Below are 19,400 nucleotides of genomic sequence, written 5' to 3'. Positions count from 1 at the left end.
CGGCATGGCGAGTATTGAAGACGGGGGTGAACTGGATCAGGACGGGGGCACGTTTAACGTAACCGGTCTGCTGTCCACCACAGGCACTGGCACCATCAATCTTGATGACGGTGTTCTCAATGCCAACGGGGATATGCTCAATGGCGGCATCACCACGATAAACGGGACGGGAGATTTTAACCTGTCTGGTCGTCTTGATAATGGTGGTACCTTTAACGTGCTGGGTGGTGCAGCACCGGCTCAGATCGAAAGTATCACCAATTCAGGCACAATGACTGTGGTAGCCGGGGCTGCGATATCGGATGTGACTACCGCGACAGTCACCACAGGCGCAACGCTTGATCTGGAAGGTACGTTCACCTTTACGCTAGGTGAGGACACCTTCGATGTTGCGGGGATTCTGACCGGTGCAGGAACCATCGACATGCTCGACGGCGATGACATGCTGACCTTTGTTGGTAGTGCGGATCTGTCGGGTTTAACCGGTCTGGTTGATGGTGGATCTGGAACGGACGACAATGTCCTGTTCGATGGATGGGATGGCACCGTGGATGGTTCTGCCTTCCAGAACTGGGAAGCGATCACCGTTGTGGACGGCGCAGTTGAATTTGGACCGACCTTGACTGTTGGCAATGGGCCCGGGCACGGGATGATTGCGGGGGCTGGTGGTGTCATCAGCAACTGGGGTGATTTCGATCTGACCGGTGATCTGGTGACACTTGCGGGTGGCAGGTACCAAAACACCTCTGGCTCCATGTCGATGATCAACGTCATTGGAAGCATCCGCAATGCCGGAGCAATCGATCTTCGGGATAATGTGACCGGAGATGTTCTTCAGGTGAGTGGCGACTATTCCGGTGATGGTGCATTACAGCTCGACGCCGATGCCACAGGCGATGTTGCTGATACACTGGTGATTGCCGGTGACGTCGTTGCAGGTGGAACTACGATTTTTGTAGCGGATATCACTTCTGGGGAGGCCACCGGCAATGACATACTCCTCGTCGACGTTCAGGGTGCAACTTCTGAGGGCGATTTTCAGCTCGCGGGGGATACCGTGGATCTTGGCGGGGTTGGATATGGGCTTGTCCTTGTTGGGTCTCAGTGGTTCTTGCAGCGCCAGTTCCTGCCGTCGAACCTGATCTATGAAGCCTACCCGCAAAACCTGAATGCTCTGAACACGCTCGAAGGTCATAGCCAGCGCGTTCAAGGGCGGGCGTGGCTGGCTGGCGGTGACCCACTGTGCAGCGATGCGATCCATCCTGAGACCGAGACCCACCAGGACAGCCGTGACTGTGGAGAAGCCGGCCTTTGGATGAAGGTTTCTGGTGGCAGGTCAGACCTTGACCTCAGCACCTCAACTACCGCGCTGGAACTTGGCGCCACGGATTCCGAATACGACATCAGCTCGTTTAAATATGAAATGGGCGTGGAAACACTTCTCGGAGAGTACAGTAGTGGCCGCCTTGTCGGTGGGTTCCGTGCTTTTTATGGGTCTGCTTCTTTGTCCGGATCTTCGTTGATTGGTAGTGGAAGTGCCGACACCGACGCCGTAGGAGTTGGCACGACCCTCACGTGGTATGACGATTCCGGTTTGTATGTCGACGCACAGCTGCAATATGCGGATTTCGAAAGCGATCTGTCTTTCGACGGGGCACCCTTGATTGAGGACAACAGCGGCTCAGGCTATGCGGCCTCTCTTGAGATCGGCAAGACCATTGCGTTGAGTGATGTATTCTCGATCACGCCAGAAATGCAGTACATGTACTATGACGTGGATTTCGACAGTTTCACCGGCGCCAATGGTGAGATCGTCTCGCTCGAAGATGGCTCGACCTCGGAGCTTCGGGTGGGCGGCGTCCTGGAATATCGATCGCCTGGCCGCGGCGATGCGCAAAGCAGCATCTACCTGTCGGCCAATGTATTCCATCTGTTCGATGGGACCACAGCGGTGCGGTCAGACGATACTACGCTGATACAGGAATCCCGTCCATGGCGGGGAGAAATCGGACTTGGTGGGTCTTATGAATGGTTTTCCTCCAATGGAACCCGCTCAGCAATCTATGCCGAAATGACGGCTGGTTCGGTGCTCGGATCCAGTCTGAGTTCGGGTAAATCACTGGGGGGCAGCTTTGGTGTCAAGATCGAGTTCTGAATGGGTACTACGTATAGGTCTGCGTGCCGGCCTCAAGAGTCTGTTTCTTGCAGCCGCTGGGTTTGCACTGACAACTGGTGCAGGGTCCGCGCAGGAGCCCAACGCGCTGTCAGAAACCTACGGTGTCTGGGCGGTGCAGTGCAAAACCGCCAAAGCGCCCGAGGGCGATGACACAAAACGCACCTGCCAGGTTTCTCAGGAACTCAGGCAAGCCGACACACAACAAAGGGTCATTTCTGCTGTTTTCACCACAAATCCCGACAAGCTGACCCTTATTACACCACTTGGCCTACAACTCCGGGAAGGCGTCAAGTTTTCCACCGGGAATGGCGATCTCCCGATGGGATCCTTTTCGACCTGCCTGCAATCTGTCGGGTGTGTCGCTGATATTGCAGCAGACGCTGATGTAATGAAAAACCTGCGGTCTTCCCAAACGCTCACTGTTCTTATGATGAGTATCAATGGTCAGAAACTACAAGCCGATTTGTCTCTAACTGGATTCAAAGATGCAGTCGAAAGACTGCGAGCGCTTCAATAGAACCGTAGACAGCATGATAGCCGCGCCATCCGGAGGTTTTCGCTCAAGTATCTAAGGAAATAGCACCAATTAATTTCGAATTAACACTAGATCATTGGAGCATCGACAAATGCCTGACTTTGATTTTGGAATATATCGTCTTGCCAACATCGGAGGTACGAACGGTTTCCAATTTGGTGGCACAGTCACCGTTCGCGATGACAACGGTTTTCGGGATACGATTTTTGACGATATTGAACAAGCTCCGCCATTTGAAACAAACGGTGACCAGAGGATCATTGCTTCCAACATCAGTGAGTTAGACGTAGGAGATACTGTCCGGTCGCGCGGCCTTTATCGAATGACAAACAACGATACTGGGGAGACTTTTGATGACATCTTCGAGGTGTTTTCCCAGACAGCGGGTAACCCCCCAGGGCAATTGTTTGTTTTTTCCTCCCCGCCACCGGCTTGGCTGTTCGACAATACAAATCGCACGCTTTCACTCATCAATTCCGATGGAACGATTGCCTATACCAGCATTGACGATACTATCGTCTGTTTTGCCGCCGGCACGTTGATACAGGCAGATGGTGGGTGCGAGCTTCCGGTAGAAACTCTGGGAGTTGGAGACCGCGTGCGGACACTGGACGGTTCAGCTCAGGTTATTCGCTGGATTGGGTCTCGCAAAGTTAGGCCCGTTGAGTTGCAGTCCAACCCTAAGTTGCGCCCTGTTCGTATCACCGCTGGAGCGTTGGGGTGCAGCCTGCCCAGGCAAGATCTTTTGGTTTCACGTCAACACCGCGTTCTGGTGCGCTCCAGAATTGTAGAACGCATGTTTGGAATCACCGAAACACTAGTACCGGCAATCAAGATGGTTGGCATAGAGGGCATTGACGTTGTTGATGACCTGTCCGAAGTTGAGTACTTCCACATACTCTTCGATAAACATGAAGTCATCTATTCCAATGGGGCTCCAACAGAAAGCTTGTTTACAGGACCTGAAGCGATGAAAGCTATTTCAGCCGAAGCTCGGGCGGAAATCGAAAAGCTTTTTCCGGAAATCTGCGAGCCAGGCTTCTTGCCAGTTCCGGCGCGGTTCATCCCCAGTAAGGGCAAACAAATAAAGCAACTTGCGATGCGTCACCACAAAAACGGCAGACCGTTGCTCGAGGTATTTTGACGGAATGTGGCTCTGCTGATTGTTCGCAAGCTTATGATATCGAGTTCGATGGGTGAAGGTCCTAAAGTCTTAAAACATAGGCTCTCGATATTCGCAAAAAGTAAACAAATAAGCAACTTGGTGCGTTGCCATATGTAAAACAAAACGCATTGGTCGCCTGACCGTGATTTTAGACACCTCACTGCATTGGGTATGATCGAGAACATCGCAGAATCGCGACAACTTTTACCTTGTGAACGCTTGTTAAACATTGCAACGTCGTTCTAATTATTAGTTCAAAATAATGAGGTAGCTTCATATGCCCGGAAAGTTCGAAGTCTTTGAAGACAAAGCTGGGGAATATCGGTTTCGACTGAAGGCAGGCAATGGCGAAGTCATTCTGGCCAGTGAAGGCTATGTCCAAAAAACCAGTGCGGAAAACGGTATTACATCAGTTAAGAAAAACGCACCGAGTGATGACAGATACGAGCGTAAGGAAACCAAATCTGGCGGGTATATGTTTAATCTTAAAGCCAGCAATGGGCAGGTTGTCGGGACCAGCGAAACTTATTCCAGTGCGGCCGCTCGGGATAACGGTATTGAATCCGTCAAACGTAATGCTCCTGAAGCACGTGTCGAAGATCTGAGCTAAGTTGGACAGCACACTCGTCCTGTAAACGTCATATAAGCGGGAGCGAACCCAGCATCGGGTGCTTCTTGGCAGCGCATTGAAGCACGTCGAGTATCGAGTGTTTCTGTATTAGCTTTGCCATTAACCTAGGAACCCTTGCTCACTGCGTGTCATTCTCTTCACTAGCTTAGTTCCACTAGGTATCGAAGTCGTACCCGCTAACCGCGCTAGATTGCTAAAAACCTAGCTGATCTGGATTTTCAAACACTGGGCCAAGTTACGTGACTAAGTAGGGGTTTATTGTTCTTCAGATGCCGTGCGATCAGTTTTTTTTGTTGTCTAGCGCATGGAATGTATCGAGCGGGTTCCAGCGGATAGGACAGGTCTCGAGTTTCTGGGAAAATCGTCAAGATTTCTTCTCGCGATTCTAAACTTAAAGCTTTCAAAGCCTCTGGACCGGTAAATAAGCTTTCGCTTGGTGCACCCTCGGCGTAGATGATCTCATGCTGGTCAAAAAGCAGATGGAAGTACTCCACTTGCCTGACAGATTCATCTGAGAAAACACCTGGCAAGTTAGTCAGTTTGACCGCCGGAACGAGAACTTCGATTTCTCCAAACATGCGCTCTGCAATCTTAGACTGTACCAACATTCGGTGCTGGCGCGAAACAAGTAGGTCGCGCTTCGGTAGCCCGTGCCCCAGAGACCCTGCTGTGATACGGATTGGGCAAAGCTTGGGGTTTGCACGAAGTGCTTTGCAACGAAATTCGCGATGACCTATCCAGCGTATTTGAGATGACGATCCCTCTGCGGTCAGAACCTTGTCTCCTGGGTTCAGTCCGCAGATCGAAACCTCTCCTCGATCTGTTAGTATCGTAGTGCCGCGCGTGAAGCAGGTGACAAAATCTGTAACGTCGATCGGCGGCTGACCTGCAGAGCCGGGGCCTTCAGCCGCTGAAATGACTTCCAAAGCAACGCCGCGTGGTGGGAAGTCACCGACAAACGCCAACCCCTCAACTGTGCCAAATGCAGGTGCCGAATTTATGATGTTGACGCCGATTACCTGATAGGTTTCCCCCGTGGCATTGTCGCGCAGCGTGAACTGATACTCGGCCTCTATTCGGGTGTTATCTGGATAGGTTACGCCATTGAGGGTTTGTGCTCCATCAAGCGTCTGATTGCTATCGTTGTCATCAAAATTGGTGTCAGTTCCTCCATCTGAGATATTGAGGGATGTCAGCGCTCCTGGCCCCAACGTCATAAACTCGCCGACTAGATGTGATCCATCGCCTTGGGTTACACCGTCCAGACCCACGCCACCCGTGATGGTGATCGCGCTTTCCGGCAGGACTGCAAGTGTGTAGTCGGCCAACCAACATCCTCCTATCGTGCGTCTCGAATAGTAAAATGCACGCTACATGGCCTAAGCTTTTGGCTTAGCAACCGAAACAGACTGCTTAGCAATAGCTCAAACCCCCTGACAGACACCTTCAGCTCCGACTGCTAACACTGACCCAACGGCGTGGCTGATTGGGATCCTGCATCCTTAAAAATAGGTAAGGTGTCTCGGACCATAGTTTGATACGGTTCGTCTGGTTGTCCAGGATCATATCGCCATCAGAAGAACGGTACACCAAAACGGCATGCCCATTGCGACGCTTGTCGAGTACGGTTGCAATCAAGAGCTTATTAGGATCAACATCCGCTTTGATCAGTTCTTTCTTTTTTAGCAGCGCAAAGTCTTCGCAGTCACCACCAATGGATGTCGGCAAAGTCCAAAGATCACGTGTTCTATACTGGCGCTGATCTCCAACCTCTCGGTTTGAAGTATTTACCTCATGATTGATCCGTTTGATGATTTGTAGTTCATGCTGACTGCTGTGAGAAATAGAGCGCTTACTGGAACACACCCAACTGTATTGCTGACACAAGTGAATAGCACCCGAAGGAGGGGGCGATGCGGCAATTACCTTCAGGAATCGTGCCTCTGAAGCGGTAGTTTCTGAACCCGGTAGCGAGATACTACCTATCACGCCAAACACCACCAAAACTCTTATTGGTATTGGCGCAATCTGCCTAGCAGCGGTCTTCATTTGATAGCGAAGAGTTTTCATGCCTTTACCTTGGTGCTGTGTTACTTAGCAACTACGATCAGCTAGAGTGTTTTAGAATCTAGGCCTCTTATTTGGTTACACATGACGACCATTGAGTTGAGCCAAGCGTGTCACTTGATCAATCCCATAGTGGAGAGGAGATATGTTAAAACAGCGCTCCCAGCCGTCGCTATGAGAAAAAATGGAAGAGCGGGTATTTGTTTTTTTGTTTTGGTCTCGTATGGGTATCGTGTCCCGCATCTCCAACAGAAAGGGTCCTCTCTGGATACTAGGTAAGCTCTGCAGTTCCTGCAGTTGCCATGTTCAGGCACCTCATCAATCCTAGCCGCACTTGTTTGTGCTTTAAGGCTAACTTCTCGAAATAGCCTACAGTTGTTAATTTCCATTTTTTTGGCGTAGTCCCTCGTTAACGCAAAGTCTGTCAGCCTCAGGAATTGACATGCCATCAGGAGCCTAAACAGCCCTATCCCAGACTGTTAACCCCGTGGTATATAGCTGACAGATCACATCCCCTGGGGTGTTTCTAATTCAACAGGGGCGGTCTCAAGAAAGGCAGTGCCGCATCCGGATAAGCTCGAAGCAGTTGTGAATGCGGCTACCTTTGCTGTGCATCGGATGTTCGTTCCTCCTACGTTTACGCGAGTGAGTGGCAAAAGTGAGTGGTGTTATGTAGCTGAGATGCGCCGACATCTCGACGCGTACCAAATCCATTCCTTGGTAAGTGTCGGAGTTTGTGAGGCTCTGACTGTCTCCTTATGCTTGGGCGTTGCACCGAACGGAGGGGGCCGGGCCGTAGCCAAATTTCGGTGCAACGCTAGGATACGCCGCAAGCGCACCCTGGGTTGGTTGGTGGTGGGGTGTTGGGCAGTTAGGTTTGGCTGAACGGATAGGCCAATCTTGTTATTTGTAGTTACTCTCTAACCTCGTCATTCCTCATTAGTTCTCGAACTTTTTTGCGCTGATGCAAATGCTGAGGCGAATAAATCTATCTCGCAATTTTGAGTCTAAATGATTCGTCCAAGGGACCGTTATCCGGGATGCGAGACCAAGACATCAAACAATTCCAAAGAAATCCGAGGGGAGGCTTGCAGAATTATCCGATTTGCGAAATCAGTCCGCGCAGCGCCAGAATGCATATTTGGTTTTACCAAACTAATGATTACCTTTTTACAAAATCGTTACAAAATTTACCGATAACAATCGAGGCTGAAACTCTTTAATTGTTCACTATTTCGTGCTTCTCCAATTGATTTAGATCAAGTTGCTGCTCATAGTATATTAATAAATTCCAAATTTATGACTCGAAACACTTCAAGAACTGCTCGCGAGACGCTTCCCGTCTCAGTTTTACTTTCTCATGCACTTGGCGCTACCCTATCGCTATCCGGCCTGCGGCGCAGCGAAGGAAGCCAACAATGACGGATCAGGAGCCGCGAGCATATCCGATTGGTGAAAAACAACTGCCGCAGCGATGGACACACACCTTTTATAACATCGATGATCAAGCGGCCTGTTTGGCGGGTTACGATCAGCAGTATCAACAAATGAGCGCGGGCCTTTACAAGGGACGATTTGAAACGATCGACATTGATTCAGAGCTTGGTCTCTACTTTGAAACCTTTAACCAAAGAATGGATCAATGGGGAGCATCTCCGCCAGACCGCTACGGGTTTGCTTTTTTCACACACGGGAATTTGGAGAGTGCATTTGGCAGGGTCAGCTTTACAGGTGATCATGTTCTTATAATGCCACCCGGGCAGTCATTTGATTGCAGAGCCGAAGCCAATACCGGGTTCTGCGTTGTAAGTGTCGACAAAGTGACTTTTGAGAATGCTCTCGGTGACGCTCACTTAAGAGATGATGTCTGCAAGCGCATTGGGATGTCGACGCAGTTTTTTGTGCATTCGACCACTCTCAAACACCTTCGAGGTTCCGTCGCGTTTCTGGCGCGCCTCGCTTCAGGTGAAGATCAACATGCCTTTCCGGGCGTCATGCAGAGTTCGAAACGGGCGCTTATCAATCTCCTGGTTGGCATTGCATCAGATGCCTATGTCGCCACCTCGCTTTTGGAGCAAGAGAAGCGGAATCATCGGGCGCGATTGGCAGGAGCAGCTCAACGAGAATTTCGGGAGAACCTGGGTACAAACTTTTCGCCACAAGAGCTGGCGGATCGCCTTGGCGTCTCTCGCAGATCTCTTGAGAAAATTTTTCGTGAGTTTTTTCAACAGAGTCCGTTGGAATACAACAAAGCAGTAAAGCTCAACAGTTTTCGATCAGCCTTGCTGAAGCAGGAGAACCAGGGGCAAACCATTGGTGATATCGCGGCGCAGTTCGATATCTGGCATCTCGGCTGGCTATCAAGCGATTATCGGGAGTTCTTTGGTGAACTCCCGTCGGAGACACGCAAACGCGCGGAAAAGAGCACAGTACTGAAGCCCTAGGAGAAATGAAGGGGTTTGTTGTTTTTGAGATGCCGTTCAATAAGTTTTTTCTGCAGGCTCCCGGAAGGAATGTAGCGCGCAGGCTTAGGATCGTAGTCCAGTTTTTCAATGTCTGGAAAAATAGTTAGAATCTCTTCGCGAGCTTCGGGACCGATCGATTTCAGAGCTTCGCGGCCCGTAAACAGACTTTCGGTCGGCGCTCCTTCTGCAAAGATGATTTCGTGGTCATCCAACAGCACATGAAAATACTGCATTACTTCGGTGATCTCTTGAACAAACACTCCTGGGAGTACCGTGAGCTTGATCGCCGGGATTAGTACTTCCGAGATACCAAACATACGCTCAGCGATTTTGGATTGCACAAGCATCCGGTGCTGTCGTGACACCAGCAGATCTCTTGTTGGTCGCCCATCCCCAAGCGCGCCCGCAGCAATGCAAACGGGCCGCAGCTTTGGGTTGCGTTGCATCCGCTGAACTGAGATCGACTGGCGGAAAACTCTGCGTATTGCGCCCGTCGACTCCTGAAAACCTTCAGACTTTGGAAGAGTGATGACTAAGTCACCGGTTTTCAGATCTTGTACTTCAACTTCGCCGTGACTAGTCATCAATCTTGTTCCAGCGGTGAAGCAGGTCAGGACGAAATCGTCCAGGATAAGCACCGATTCGATGCCTCCATTTCCAAATGCTCCACGGATTCGAAGAACTGGGTCGTCGAAGTTCGAGGTGAATGTTATGGTGACGTTGGTCGTTTCATCGTTGTTGACAGAAACGAAGTCTAGAAACTGTGTGTTGCCACTTCCATTCACGTCGATTAATTCAATGTTCAACCCAAAACTTCCAACGCTAGGTCCAATTTCGGAAGCCGAAAATGTTAGGGTGTATTCCTCACCTGATTGAAGACCTACTTCCTGCTCTAATCGATCACCATCCTGTACATCATTATCACCATTTCCGAAGATGACACGGTTGTTGATCGGATCGTGCGTAGGCGCAGTGGGGCCCGCTCCGCTGACCGTCCAACCTGTCAATCCGTTTGAAAAATCTCCGTTTGTGATCAATGGCATAGTTGCTCAATACTCCCTGTGGCTTTCTCCGGCAGTCAGGCCAAGAAGCCCTATACGCGGTATAGTGAAACCCGGGCCTCAGTTTATGTATTGGATCGACATAGTTCAGAGGCGGATTAGCTGAATGATGGAAGGCATTTCGATGGTGGTTATTCGCCGTCTTCTTTTGCCCAATGCGGTTCGTACTTCTCTGCGTGCAGCAGAAGTTACTATGTGCGCAAACTTTCTGTTATCCATCTGGCGAATTTAAAGATGCCCAAAATCGTGTGTGTGCAAGAAGTTCTGTGTGCAGCTATCCATATTGCGAACCCTAGTTAGCAGCGATGCTTTTCAGGGTTTTCGGTGATCCATTTCTAGCGGGATTTGATGAGGGCTTTGGCGAACTCAACACCAATAGAGCAATCTCCTAGAGCCTTTACGTTGCGATTTTCATGCTGCGAGCGCACACAGCGAAAAAAGCTGATGACCGCCTTGGGCTCTCAGTAGCCTTTCGCTGCAGCGTCAACGAAGGCGGCTATCGTTATTGGGTCAGAAATGCTTGACGTTTGGGTCAGAATTGAATGACGCAATTCACCGATTTGTTGAGGTTTTGGAAGTCGATTGAGTCAGAAATCAGTGACGTTCCACACTTCTGTTGAACGTCACAGAAACCTGACCCAACTCTGGAACGTCACACAAACCTGACCCAATCGTCACAGTGCGACCAGGACGGGTAGACGCTAAACATCAGATGGCGCACCAGGCCGAAAACTACTTTTGCAATGAAATTGGCAACAAGCTGCAGATCCGCAGGATGACGCGCTGCAGAAAAGGTCGGCTATGTGAGTCCAGACCTACAAAGTTTTTGCGAAGCGGCGAATGACCGCAAGCGGACACCTATCCCGTTTCCAATTTCTTTCTGAAACCGCGATGTGCGCCGGAATATCCTGCTCTTTCATAGAACCGATGAGCATCACTTCGACCTTCGTGGACGAAGAGTTCGATCAGTCCGCACCCTAACTCCGTTGCTTTGGCCTCGGCAAAGGCGAGCATCTGATTGCCTATGCCGCGCCCTCGATGGGATTTCACGACGCGCACGTCTTCCACCAATGCACGCTTTACGCCTCGGTACGACAAGCCCGGAATGACAGTAAGCTGCAAACAGCCCACCACGGTGTTATCAATCGCTGCAACCAGAACCTGGTTATTGGGATCGCGTTCGATCAGTTTGAAGGCCGAAAGGTAGGTGCTGGCCTGATCTTGCAAGACGCTCTCTCTTTGGCGGCCCTGTTCGTCATCCCAGAGCATGTGAACGATGGTCGCAACGTCAGCAGCATTTGCCCGTCGCACCACCACAATGTCTGAAGGTTTGGATCGGCTGGTTTTCATACAGTGACTGCATCATAAAGGGGCCGTAGCATCAATGATTTGAAGCTAGTGTCGAACGTCACACGAACCTGACCCAACCGTCGTAGTGCGACCAGGACAGGGTGAACGCTTAACATCAGATGGCGCATCAAGCCGACCAGTCCCATTGCAATGAAATTGCTAACAGCTGCAGATCCACACTGTAAATCACCTTCGCTGCAACACGCGTAGAGGGACAAGACGCGGACTAAGCGCTATTTCGCTGCGGTTGTGCCAAGGTCTGCTTCCTGATGCAATCGGAAACCAATACCTTGAGTTTTTCGCAAGCCTTAGCAAAAAAGCTGAAATGCCATTGGCGCTTTCTGAGGACCAGAAGTTTCTAAAGGCGCAGAATACAATCTTCCTCAATACCACTTTTTTCAACGTACCTTTTTTAAGCACGGTTGTCGTCTTTTCGCAGAAGAAACTGGCCTTCTATTCCACTCGCGATGACTATTTTGATTGTACAGGTTTGCAGAAGAAGGCAGAAGTCGTGTCCGCTACGCGCCGTCGAAGACTTCCAAGGCCTTCTTCGCTGCTGCAATTGCGTTCATACACGCTGGCACACCGGCATAAACCGAAACTTGCAGCACAATCTCGACCAATTCTTCTCTCGAAACACCGGTGTTCATCGCGGCGCGCATGTGAAACTCGAGTTGACCCGGAGCTGTGCCCATTGCGGCCAGCATCGCAACGGTCAGCATCTCACGGGTCTTTAGATTGATACCTGGCCGACTGACGATGTCCGCAAACGCATAGCCCAGCACAAGTTCTGTTGTGCCTCGTGCAAAGTCCTCCAGATTGTCCTGAACTCTGCGAGGCGCTCCCGGTTCAAGGGATTCAAGCACTCCCAAAGCTCGGGTCAGACGTGCGGTTTCGTCACTCATGCGCTCACCCCTTTCATGCCTTCTTCTGTGTAACGCTGCCCGCGTATTTCTATTGAGTCCAAGGTCCCTTCCAACTCCGAAGCTTCATCCTGGGTCAGTTTCAGATCAGCGGAGCGGATGTTCTCCTCAAGGTATTTTAGGCATTCCGGTCAGGTCGGAGATCAATTTGGTGAGCTTTTGCTCGGCAATGCCAGAGAGTTTTCGGTTGGAAATCAGAAGGTAGTTTTGTGCTTCTCCACTCTCATAGAGCGCCTTGACCTTTGGAATTTCGTCGCAGATCAACCCGGTAAGCTTGTCAGGATTGCACACCGATGGATCACTGAATGAGGCGTTGATACCGTTTGTGTGTTTGGCCTGAATGATCGTGCAGCCAGTCCAGGGCGCCGCCGCCGATGGGTAGCATTGAGCCGTTCCTTTGAACTTTGCGTCGCGCCCACCGTCCTTGCCGGGTGCGAAACCCATCAGTCCCGGTCCAAACAGTCTCTGACCGATGGCGACCACAACCTTCTCGAACTGGTCGTCGCTCAGATCAAAGTACTGCATCATATCGTTTTGGCCTCAAGTGTTTTGCCATATTTATAAACAAGCTCGTGTTTGCAACAACGTCATTTTACAGAATGTTGGGGTGACGTCCCGCGACCCTTGAGTTGCAGTGGCAATTCTCGCTGCGTCGTGAACGAATGGCGGCTATCGCCGTCGCTGTGCAAAGTAATGAAGCAAGCACATGCAGCGATTTTCGTGCTGCGTGCGCGCGCAGCGTAACTTGAAGACTTCGGGTATGGGCTCTCAGCGGTCTTTTGCGGTGCCTTGCCCCGATGTCCGCTTTGGAAGGCTGTACTGCAGGGATCGAGAGTTGGGGCGAACGGCAGGTTTGGGCCGTCGTTGTTGTAAAATGCTCTTACAAGCCAAAAAGGTAGTTTGAGAGGACCTTTGCCATGATAGCCTGCACAGGCTTGCTATTTGAGAGAAGAATCCGTGGCCGCGAAAGACTTATTCCCAATCCTTATTTCATTGCTCGCACTAGGTCTTTCCGTTCTTGGGGTGGCCACCGACACACGAGGGCTCGCAGTGATCGTGCGTGGGGCGGAACTTGATCCTGAACTCCGAACGTATTCGTTGCATGTATCAATGATCAACACCGGCACTCAGGACATCATGTTCTTTGCACCTGACGTCTCAGCAACCGATAAACCGGAAGACGCGGAATGCCCGCTGGAAGATATCACGCCCGGCATTCATGCGCCGCGCTTGGACGATAGCATCACAGTCGATGCCGGTGCGATAGTCAATCACACCTTTGATTTCGCACTACAAAGCATGCGTCAGGGGGCCTGGACAATTTGCATTGATGGAATAGTTGCCGATTTCGTTGGGAATTCCGACGAGGTACGTTTCAAATCTGGGGCTTTCAGGGCCATTCAGGAAGACGGCGTCTGGGAAGTTGTGTCAGACCGATTGAATACTGACCCCAAAACACTGGTCGAACGTGAACTCAAGCTGCGATCGTTTCCGACTCTGTTTTAGTGCTACGATCCACAAAGGCATGGAATCTGAGTGTCCGCTTTCGGAATGCCGCGATGCGGCGTTTAACCGATGGGCAGACGGCGGCTTTGGGCCGCGTTCACAGGTTTTCTTGAGAAGCTCGAGTAGACGTTCATCCAATGGATGACAGCCGAGGGTTTATCTGGCTTGGCTCGGCGTCAAACTATTGATCAGAAGAGAGACCCTGTCTTTAAGCTCTCAGGCCGTCGCTGCGGTGCCCGCCCGCGCGTTGTTTGCAGAGGCATTTCTGCTGGCAGCGACCAACCCCAAAGCATTGCTGTTTTACATGGCGCTGTTCCCCCAGGTGCTGAACCTGGGGCAGGTATTGGCGTCACAAGCTGGAATCCTGATCCTGACCTATTGCGGCCTGTCCATCCTGTCGCTCACCACCTATTCGGCGCTCGCATATGTGTTCAGGAGCCGTTTTATAACGCAGAGGCGGTATGATAGGTTTCGGAAAATCTCCGGCGTTATCCTGATCGCATTTTCAGCCAAGCTGCTGTTGAACATGCAGTGATGCTATGAAGATTGCGCTGCTTATCCTGCTCGGCTGTCTCTGGAGCGTGCGTCTCATGGTTTCTCAAATGGGTTCCATGCAGCACTAAAGCTGTTTGCCGCCGGCACCGAGTTCAACAAGGTTTTCTATCAGCGCATCTATGGATACAGGTAATGCGCTCCGATCCCTGACCAATACCGAACGGCTGCGCACTGCCCAATCGTCGTTAAGATCAAGCAATGTCAGTTTCATTGTCTGTGCGTGCCGTTGGGCGGCCGATTCAGGCACGATGGCGACGCCAACACCTGCCTCAACAAGCCTGCACATGGCTTCAAAGCTCCGGACCTGAAGGCGCAGGCTTTGGTCAAATCCGCTTCGCCGAAGCTGCCGTCGGAGAAAATCCAGTAGCGTGCTGCCGTCATGCAGCCCGATATGTTCAAACGAAAGCGTTTGCTCCAGCGACACGCCGCCTTTTGATGCCAAAACGTGCCCTGTTGGCACCGCGATCTTCAACAGATCGGTTGAAAAAGGGATGAGGTCCATATCGCCAACATCAGGTTCACCGGACACGATGCCTAGGTCCGATGTGCCATCCCGCACGGACTGCACAATCTGATGCGTCAGGCGTTCCTGCAAATCCACGGTTACACCGGGCCGCTGTGCAAGAAAGTCTGCCAATATCTCGGGCAAGAACTCGGTCAGAGCTGTGGTGTTTGCTGAAATGCGAATATGGCCCGTATCGGGACTGATCATTTCATCCTTCAGGAATTCGACCTGCCGCAACACCAGCCGCGCATGTCGCAGAAAGACCTCTCCCGCCCCGGTCAGAGAAACGCCTTTGTTTCCCCGTACGAGCAGTTTGCGGCCCACGTCTTCCTCCAGCGCCTTAATGCGCGCGCTGGCAGCGGGCGGGGACAGAAACGCTTCCTGGGCCCCGCGGGTCAGGTTTTTGCACGTGGCGATACGTTCAAACAGCCTCAGATCAATCAGTTCAAAGTTCATTTTTGTGTTCGTTGGTTATGAATGCAAACTTACAAGATCGCGAATTTGCAGAACGCTGAGCACATGTCAATCTGTCCAGATACGTAAGTTTGGAGATCGGATGTGGGCGAAATTGAAAACTGGATAGGTCGAACAGAAACCAGAGAGGAACGGATTGCTGCGTTTCCCAGCAATGCGCTTGCAGCCACTTTGGACAGGAACGATCCGGCCTATGAAGATGGCACGCCGCTGCCCCCGTTGTGGCACTGGATGCACTTTCTCCCGGTCTTTAAGTTGTCGAATGCTGGTTATGACGGACATGCGGAACTTGGTGGCTTTCTGCCTCCCGTTATTCTCCCGCGCCGCATGTGGGCGGGCAGCCGTTTGCGCTTTCACGCGCCAATGAAAATTGGCAGGACGCTGAGAAAAACCTCAGCGGTCAAATCCATTCAGGAGAAGTTCGGGCGCTCTGGGCGGCTGATCTTTGTCACCGTAGGTCATCAAGTTTTTGACGGCGATGTGCTGGGTATCGAGGAAGAGCATGACATCGTGTATCGCGAAGCGCTGCCCGCAGACGCTCCTCCACCGGACGTCAAATGCGCGCCCAAAGCGTCAGATTTTTCGCGTGATGTCCGGCCTGACCCGGTTCTCTTGTTTCGCTACTCGGCGCTGACGTTCAACGGACACCGAATCCACTACGACCAACCATTTTGCGTCAATTCAGAGGGTTATAAGGGGCTTATTGTCCACGGACCGCTTCTGGCAACACTGTTGCTCGATCTTTTGCGCACTGAGCATCCAGATGGGCATGTGCAGCGGTTTGAGTTTCGCGCCCTGGCGACGATCTTTGACAATGAGACGTTCTCGGTTCACGGCAGGCAGGGGCAAGATGACAAGACCTTTGACCTCTGGGCTCGCAGGAAGGATGGAACGCTCGCCATGACGGCGACGGCAGAGGTGTTGTGATGTTGCCGCTGCAGGATATCACCGTCATCAGCCTGGAGCACGCGATTGCAGCACCTTTTGCCACCAGACAACTGGCCGATCTAGGTGCCCGCGTGATCAAGATTGAGCGCCCGGGTGTTGGGGATTTCGCCCGACATTATGACACGCGCGTAAATGGCCTTGCCTCTCATTTTGTCTGGACCAATCGATCCAAGGAAAGCCTTTCTCTGGATGTCAAAAGCAGCGAAGGCGTGCGCATACTGTCGTCTCTGGTATCCAAGGCGGACGTCCTTGTTCAGAACCTGGCACCGAGTGCCGCCGACCGGCTTGGGCTATGCTATGAGACGCTGAGTGCGCGCAACCCGAAGATCATCGTTTGTAACATTTCCGGATTTGGAGCAAGCGGACCTCAGAGTCCGCGTAAGGCTTATGACCTGCTTATTCAGGCAGAATCCGGCTTCTTGTCGACAACCGGAACAGAAGACATACCAAGCAAGGCGGGTATCTCAATCGCGGATATTGCGGCAGGCATGTATGCCTATTCGAATATCCTGGCGGCCTTGTTGCGGCGGGAAAGGACCGGAGCGGGGTGCAACATCGATCTGTCGATGCTGGAAGCCCTATCAGAATGGATGAGTTTCCCACTTTATTATGCGTTTGGCGGTGCCGAGCCACCAAAACGCGCAGGGGCTAGCCATTCAACAATCTTTCCGTATGGCCCTTTCAAGGTCGGCGATGGGCAGACCGTTATTCTGGGTCTGCAAAACGAACGCGAATGGACGTCGTTCTGCGAGATCGTCTTGCAGAAGGGCGCGCTGGCATCTGATCCCCGCTTTGCGTCTAACAGCTTGCGCACGGAACACCGTCAGCTCCTCACCGAGTTGATAGAGCGCAACTTTAAGAATGCCTCCATCGAAAATGTCACAGCGAAGCTCGATGCAGCGGGCATCGCAAATGCCCGCATGAACGACATGGAGCAACTTTGGGATCACGAACAACTCAGAGCGCGTAACCGTTGGAGGCACGTCTCAACGCCTGCAGGAACCATTCCGGCCTTACTCCCCCCCGGCGGGACTGGATGTGAGCCCCGCATGGCGGCGGTCCCGGATATCGGGCAGCACTCCGATCAGATTCTGTCAGAACTTGGGTACACAAAGGACGAGATCGCAGACCTTCATGATCGTCAGGTCGTCTGATGGCTCAACCATATCGCAACCACACTCAATTCCTGAAAGCCTGTGCTCCACATGAAAACCTATCGACACTTCATCAATGGTGAATTTACCGATCCTTCCAGCGGGGAATGGTTCGACACAGTGAACCCTTATACCGGCGAGCCGTGGGCGCGCATTCCCCGAGGAACCGACACGGATGCCGACAAAGCTGTTGCGGCAGCAAAGGCAGCGATGACATCCGGCCCATTTGCCAAGATGACCGCAAGTGCGCGTGGTAAAATGATGCGCAGGCTTGGGGATCTGGTGGCCGAGAATGCGCAGCGTCTGGCCGAAATTGAAGTCCGCGACAACGGCAAGCTTTTGAGCGAGATGAGCGGCCAACTCAAGTATCATCCCGAGTATTGGTATTACTATGGTGGGCTAGCGGACAAGATCGAGGGATCGGTTGTACCGCTGGACAAGCCGGATCATCTCGCATTCACCCGATATGAGCCGGTTGGCGTGGTCGCAGCCCTCACGGCGTGGAATTCTCCGCTCTTGTTCATTGCATGGAAAGCCGCACCAGCAATCGCGGCTGGATGCTCAGTCATCATCAAGCCTTCGGAGTTCACCTCCGCTTCGGCTCTTGAATTTGCTGCGCTGACCGTTGAGGCGGGCTTTCCCCCGGGCGTGTTCAACGTGTTGACGGGCTTTGGGCAGGAGGCTGGTGCCGCCCTCGTGGATCACCCGGACGTTGCCAAAGTGTCCTTCACGGGCTCCGATACAACAGGCGCAGAAATCTACGCGACCGCCGCAAAGCAGATGAAGCGTGTCTCGATGGAACTTGGCGGAAAATCACCCAACATAGTATTTGAAGACGCAAACCTTAATGCCGCCTTATCTGGTGCCGTCTCGGGTATTTTTGCAGCATCCGGTCAGACATGCGTGGCAGGTTCAAGGCTGCTGGTACAGAACAGCATCAAGGACCAGTTCGTTAATAAACTTCTGGACCTGGTCAAAACAGCGAAGATCGGTGACCCGATGGTGCCGGACACTAATATCGGTCCGGTGACGACACCTACCCAATACAAAAAGGTTCTTGAGTATATTGATATCGCCAAGGCAGAGGGCGCGCGCTTGATCCTTGGCGGCAAACCAGCGGAACACGCGCAATGCGTGGAGCCGACGATTTTTGACGGTGTGACCAACGACATGCGCATCGCTCAGGAGGAGGTCTTTGGCCCGGTTCTGTCGATCCTCAGCTTCGAGGATGAACAGGAAGCAATCGAGATTGCAAACAACACCATTTATGGCCTGGCCGCCGGGATCTGGACGCGGGATATCGGTCGGGCTGCGCGGATGTCCGAGGCACTGAAGGCGGGCACGGTCTGGGTCAATACCTATCGTGCGATCAGTTACATGATGCCGTTTGGCGGGTTCAATAAGTCCGGAACTGGTCGGGAAAACGGGATAGAGGCGATCCACGCATTCCTCGAAACCAAATCCGTCTGGATCAACACATCGGACGAATTTCCCTCCAATCCCTTTGTCCTGAGATGAGGTTGAGCAGATGCCTAGCACCGCTGCAATAGCCCGAAGCCTTCTGTTCGTTCCCGCCGACCAGCCCGAGCGTTTTCTGCGGGCTACGCAATCCGGCGCGCAGGCCGTGAAATTTGATCTTGAAGACTCGGTCACACCAGAGGCAAAGCCCAAGGCGCGCGACAATGTCAGGCGTTTGCTTGACCGGTATGAAGGGCCGTCGGCTTCCCCATTTGGCCATCTATTATATTTCATAACAGATAGTTCCACGCTTGAATCAGATCGACCGCAGCAATGCAAACGGTGTGGTCCTTACACACACCGGATGTCAGTTTTGTGACCGCGGTGCCAGCGCGTCGTTGGTCGGTTGGTCGCTACGAAAAAATCT

The 19,400-nt window shown here is 52.1% G+C and carries 18 protein-coding genes; 11 read left to right on the top strand and 7 right to left on the bottom strand.

Translation table 11 applies throughout. The annotated features are described in order from the left end of the window. From ACR0I7_RS18545 to ACR0I7_RS18530, 4 genes are all read left to right on the top strand, one after another. Positions 1–2,155: autotransporter outer membrane beta-barrel domain-containing protein (locus tag ACR0I7_RS18545; protein WP_480513639.1), on the top strand; the 2,155-nt coding region annotated here is incomplete at its 5' end. Then, positions 2,136–2,693 carry an invasion associated locus B family protein gene (locus ACR0I7_RS18540; RefSeq protein ID WP_480513638.1) on the top strand — a complete coding sequence of 186 codons (558 nt, stop codon included), beginning with the start codon at positions 2,136–2,138 and terminating at the stop codon, positions 2,691–2,693. The genes ACR0I7_RS18545 and ACR0I7_RS18540, both read left to right, overlap by 20 nt. A 109-nt stretch (positions 2,694–2,802) precedes the next feature. Further along, positions 2,803–3,855 (top strand): Hint domain-containing protein, encoded by a 1,053-nt coding sequence (locus ACR0I7_RS18535; protein ID WP_480513636.1) that lies wholly within the window; start codon positions 2,803–2,805, stop codon positions 3,853–3,855. 298 nt (positions 3,856–4,153) lie between these two features. Further along, on the top strand, positions 4,154–4,486 hold the full coding sequence (locus ACR0I7_RS18530) for a YegP family protein (protein ID WP_480513635.1): 333 nt from the start codon (positions 4,154–4,156) through the stop codon (positions 4,484–4,486). A 239-nt stretch (positions 4,487–4,725) separates the two neighbouring features. On the opposite strand, the gene ACR0I7_RS18525 is transcribed toward ACR0I7_RS18530, so the two are convergent. Together ACR0I7_RS18525 and ACR0I7_RS18520 are read right to left on the bottom strand one after the other, a co-directional pair. Beyond that, on the bottom strand, positions 4,726–5,835 hold the full coding sequence (locus ACR0I7_RS18525; RefSeq protein WP_480513634.1) for a Hint domain-containing protein: 1,110 nt from the start codon (positions 5,833–5,835) through the stop codon (positions 4,726–4,728). A gap of 118 nt (positions 5,836–5,953) precedes the next feature. Next, the gene (locus ACR0I7_RS18520; RefSeq protein ID WP_480513633.1) at positions 5,954–6,577 is read right to left on the bottom strand and encodes a transglutaminase-like cysteine peptidase; all 624 of its coding nucleotides are present in this window, start codon (positions 6,575–6,577) and stop codon (positions 5,954–5,956) included. Positions 6,578–7,992: 1,415 nt separating this feature from the next. On the opposite strand from ACR0I7_RS18520, the gene ACR0I7_RS18515 reads away from it, so the two are divergent. After that, positions 7,993–9,018 (top strand): helix-turn-helix domain-containing protein, encoded by a 1,026-nt coding sequence (locus ACR0I7_RS18515; protein ID WP_480513632.1) that lies wholly within the window; start codon positions 7,993–7,995, stop codon positions 9,016–9,018. Here the strand turns inward: ACR0I7_RS18515 and ACR0I7_RS18510 are convergent. From ACR0I7_RS18510 to ACR0I7_RS18495, 4 genes are all read right to left on the bottom strand, one after another. After that, positions 9,015–10,082, bottom strand: a complete 1,068-nt coding sequence (locus tag ACR0I7_RS18510; RefSeq protein ID WP_480513631.1) for a Hint domain-containing protein — start codon at positions 10,080–10,082, stop codon at positions 9,015–9,017. The two genes, ACR0I7_RS18515 and ACR0I7_RS18510, sit on opposite strands and share 4 nt — an antisense overlap. Positions 10,083–10,958: 876 nt before the next feature. Next, positions 10,959–11,450 carry a GNAT family N-acetyltransferase gene (locus ACR0I7_RS18505; protein WP_480513630.1) on the bottom strand — a complete coding sequence of 164 codons (492 nt, stop codon included), beginning with the start codon at positions 11,448–11,450 and terminating at the stop codon, positions 10,959–10,961. Positions 11,451–11,968: 518 nt separating this feature from the next. Continuing rightward, positions 11,969–12,355, bottom strand: a complete 387-nt coding sequence (locus ACR0I7_RS18500) for a carboxymuconolactone decarboxylase family protein (protein ID WP_480513628.1) — start codon at positions 12,353–12,355, stop codon at positions 11,969–11,971. Between the two features lie 126 nt (positions 12,356–12,481). After that, complete coding sequence (locus tag ACR0I7_RS18495) at positions 12,482–12,901, bottom strand: hypothetical protein (RefSeq protein WP_480513627.1); 420 nt, start codon at positions 12,899–12,901, stop codon at positions 12,482–12,484. Between the two features lie 429 nt (positions 12,902–13,330). Between ACR0I7_RS18495 and ACR0I7_RS18490 the strand changes: the two genes are divergently transcribed. Next, positions 13,331–13,879: a hypothetical protein gene (locus ACR0I7_RS18490; protein ID WP_480513626.1), complete on the top strand. Its 549-nt coding sequence runs from the start codon at positions 13,331–13,333 to the stop codon at positions 13,877–13,879. Between the two features lie 160 nt (positions 13,880–14,039). Beyond that, positions 14,040–14,414 carry a LysE family translocator gene (locus tag ACR0I7_RS18485; protein WP_480513641.1) on the top strand — a complete coding sequence of 125 codons (375 nt, stop codon included), beginning with the start codon at positions 14,040–14,042 and terminating at the stop codon, positions 14,412–14,414. Between the two features lie 84 nt (positions 14,415–14,498). On the opposite strand, the gene ACR0I7_RS18480 is transcribed toward ACR0I7_RS18485, so the two are convergent. Further along, positions 14,499–15,395: a LysR family transcriptional regulator gene (locus ACR0I7_RS18480; protein ID WP_480513625.1), complete on the bottom strand. Its 897-nt coding sequence runs from the start codon at positions 15,393–15,395 to the stop codon at positions 14,499–14,501. Between the two features lie 102 nt (positions 15,396–15,497). Here ACR0I7_RS18480 and ACR0I7_RS18475 point away from each other — a divergent pair, with 102 nt between their 5' ends. The 4 genes from ACR0I7_RS18475 to ACR0I7_RS18460 are packed head-to-tail and all read left to right on the top strand — an operon-like array spanning position 15,498 to position 19,352. Continuing rightward, complete coding sequence (locus tag ACR0I7_RS18475) at positions 15,498–16,340, top strand: HTD2 family dehydratase (RefSeq protein ID WP_480513624.1); 843 nt, start codon at positions 15,498–15,500, stop codon at positions 16,338–16,340. Next, on the top strand, positions 16,340–17,515 hold the full coding sequence (locus ACR0I7_RS18470) for a CaiB/BaiF CoA transferase family protein (protein WP_480513623.1): 1,176 nt from the start codon (positions 16,340–16,342) through the stop codon (positions 17,513–17,515). Before ACR0I7_RS18475 ends, ACR0I7_RS18470 begins: the two co-directional genes overlap by 1 nt. 51 nt (positions 17,516–17,566) lie before the next feature. Further along, positions 17,567–19,033: an aldehyde dehydrogenase gene (locus tag ACR0I7_RS18465; RefSeq protein ID WP_480513622.1), complete on the top strand. Its 1,467-nt coding sequence runs from the start codon at positions 17,567–17,569 to the stop codon at positions 19,031–19,033. Between the two features lie 10 nt (positions 19,034–19,043). Beyond that, positions 19,044–19,352: an aldolase/citrate lyase family protein gene (locus ACR0I7_RS18460; protein ID WP_480513621.1), complete on the top strand. Its 309-nt coding sequence runs from the start codon at positions 19,044–19,046 to the stop codon at positions 19,350–19,352. Positions 19,353–19,400 lie beyond the last annotated feature (48 nt).

It is taken from the genome of Ruegeria sp. AM1 (assembly GCF_056540745.1).
This window is presented reverse-complemented; position numbering and strand designations above follow the sequence as displayed.

Excerpts from the sequence above, each read along its gene's own strand:
- ACR0I7_RS18520 (WP_480513633.1), bottom strand. The coding sequence starts at position 6,577 with ATGAAAACTCTTCGCTATCAAATGAAGACCGCTGCTAGGCAGATTGCG.
- ACR0I7_RS18505 (WP_480513630.1), bottom strand. The coding sequence starts at position 11,450 with ATGAAAACCAGCCGATCCAAACCTTCAGACATTGTGGTGGTGCGACGG.
- ACR0I7_RS18515 (WP_480513632.1), top strand. The coding sequence starts at position 7,993 with ATGACGGATCAGGAGCCGCGAGCATATCCGATTGGTGAAAAACAACTG.
- ACR0I7_RS18480 (WP_480513625.1), bottom strand. The coding sequence starts at position 15,395 with ATGAACTTTGAACTGATTGATCTGAGGCTGTTTGAACGTATCGCCACG.
- ACR0I7_RS18510 (WP_480513631.1), bottom strand. The coding sequence starts at position 10,082 with ATGCCATTGATCACAAACGGAGATTTTTCAAACGGATTGACAGGTTGG.
- ACR0I7_RS18530 (WP_480513635.1), top strand. The coding sequence starts at position 4,154 with ATGCCCGGAAAGTTCGAAGTCTTTGAAGACAAAGCTGGGGAATATCGG.
- ACR0I7_RS18535 (WP_480513636.1), top strand. The coding sequence starts at position 2,803 with ATGCCTGACTTTGATTTTGGAATATATCGTCTTGCCAACATCGGAGGT.
- ACR0I7_RS18470 (WP_480513623.1), top strand. The coding sequence starts at position 16,340 with ATGTTGCCGCTGCAGGATATCACCGTCATCAGCCTGGAGCACGCGATT.
- ACR0I7_RS18465 (WP_480513622.1), top strand. The coding sequence starts at position 17,567 with ATGAAAACCTATCGACACTTCATCAATGGTGAATTTACCGATCCTTCC.
- ACR0I7_RS18460 (WP_480513621.1), top strand. The coding sequence starts at position 19,044 with ATGCCTAGCACCGCTGCAATAGCCCGAAGCCTTCTGTTCGTTCCCGCC.
- ACR0I7_RS18500 (WP_480513628.1), bottom strand. The coding sequence starts at position 12,355 with ATGAGTGACGAAACCGCACGTCTGACCCGAGCTTTGGGAGTGCTTGAA.
- ACR0I7_RS18495 (WP_480513627.1), bottom strand. The coding sequence starts at position 12,901 with ATGATGCAGTACTTTGATCTGAGCGACGACCAGTTCGAGAAGGTTGTG.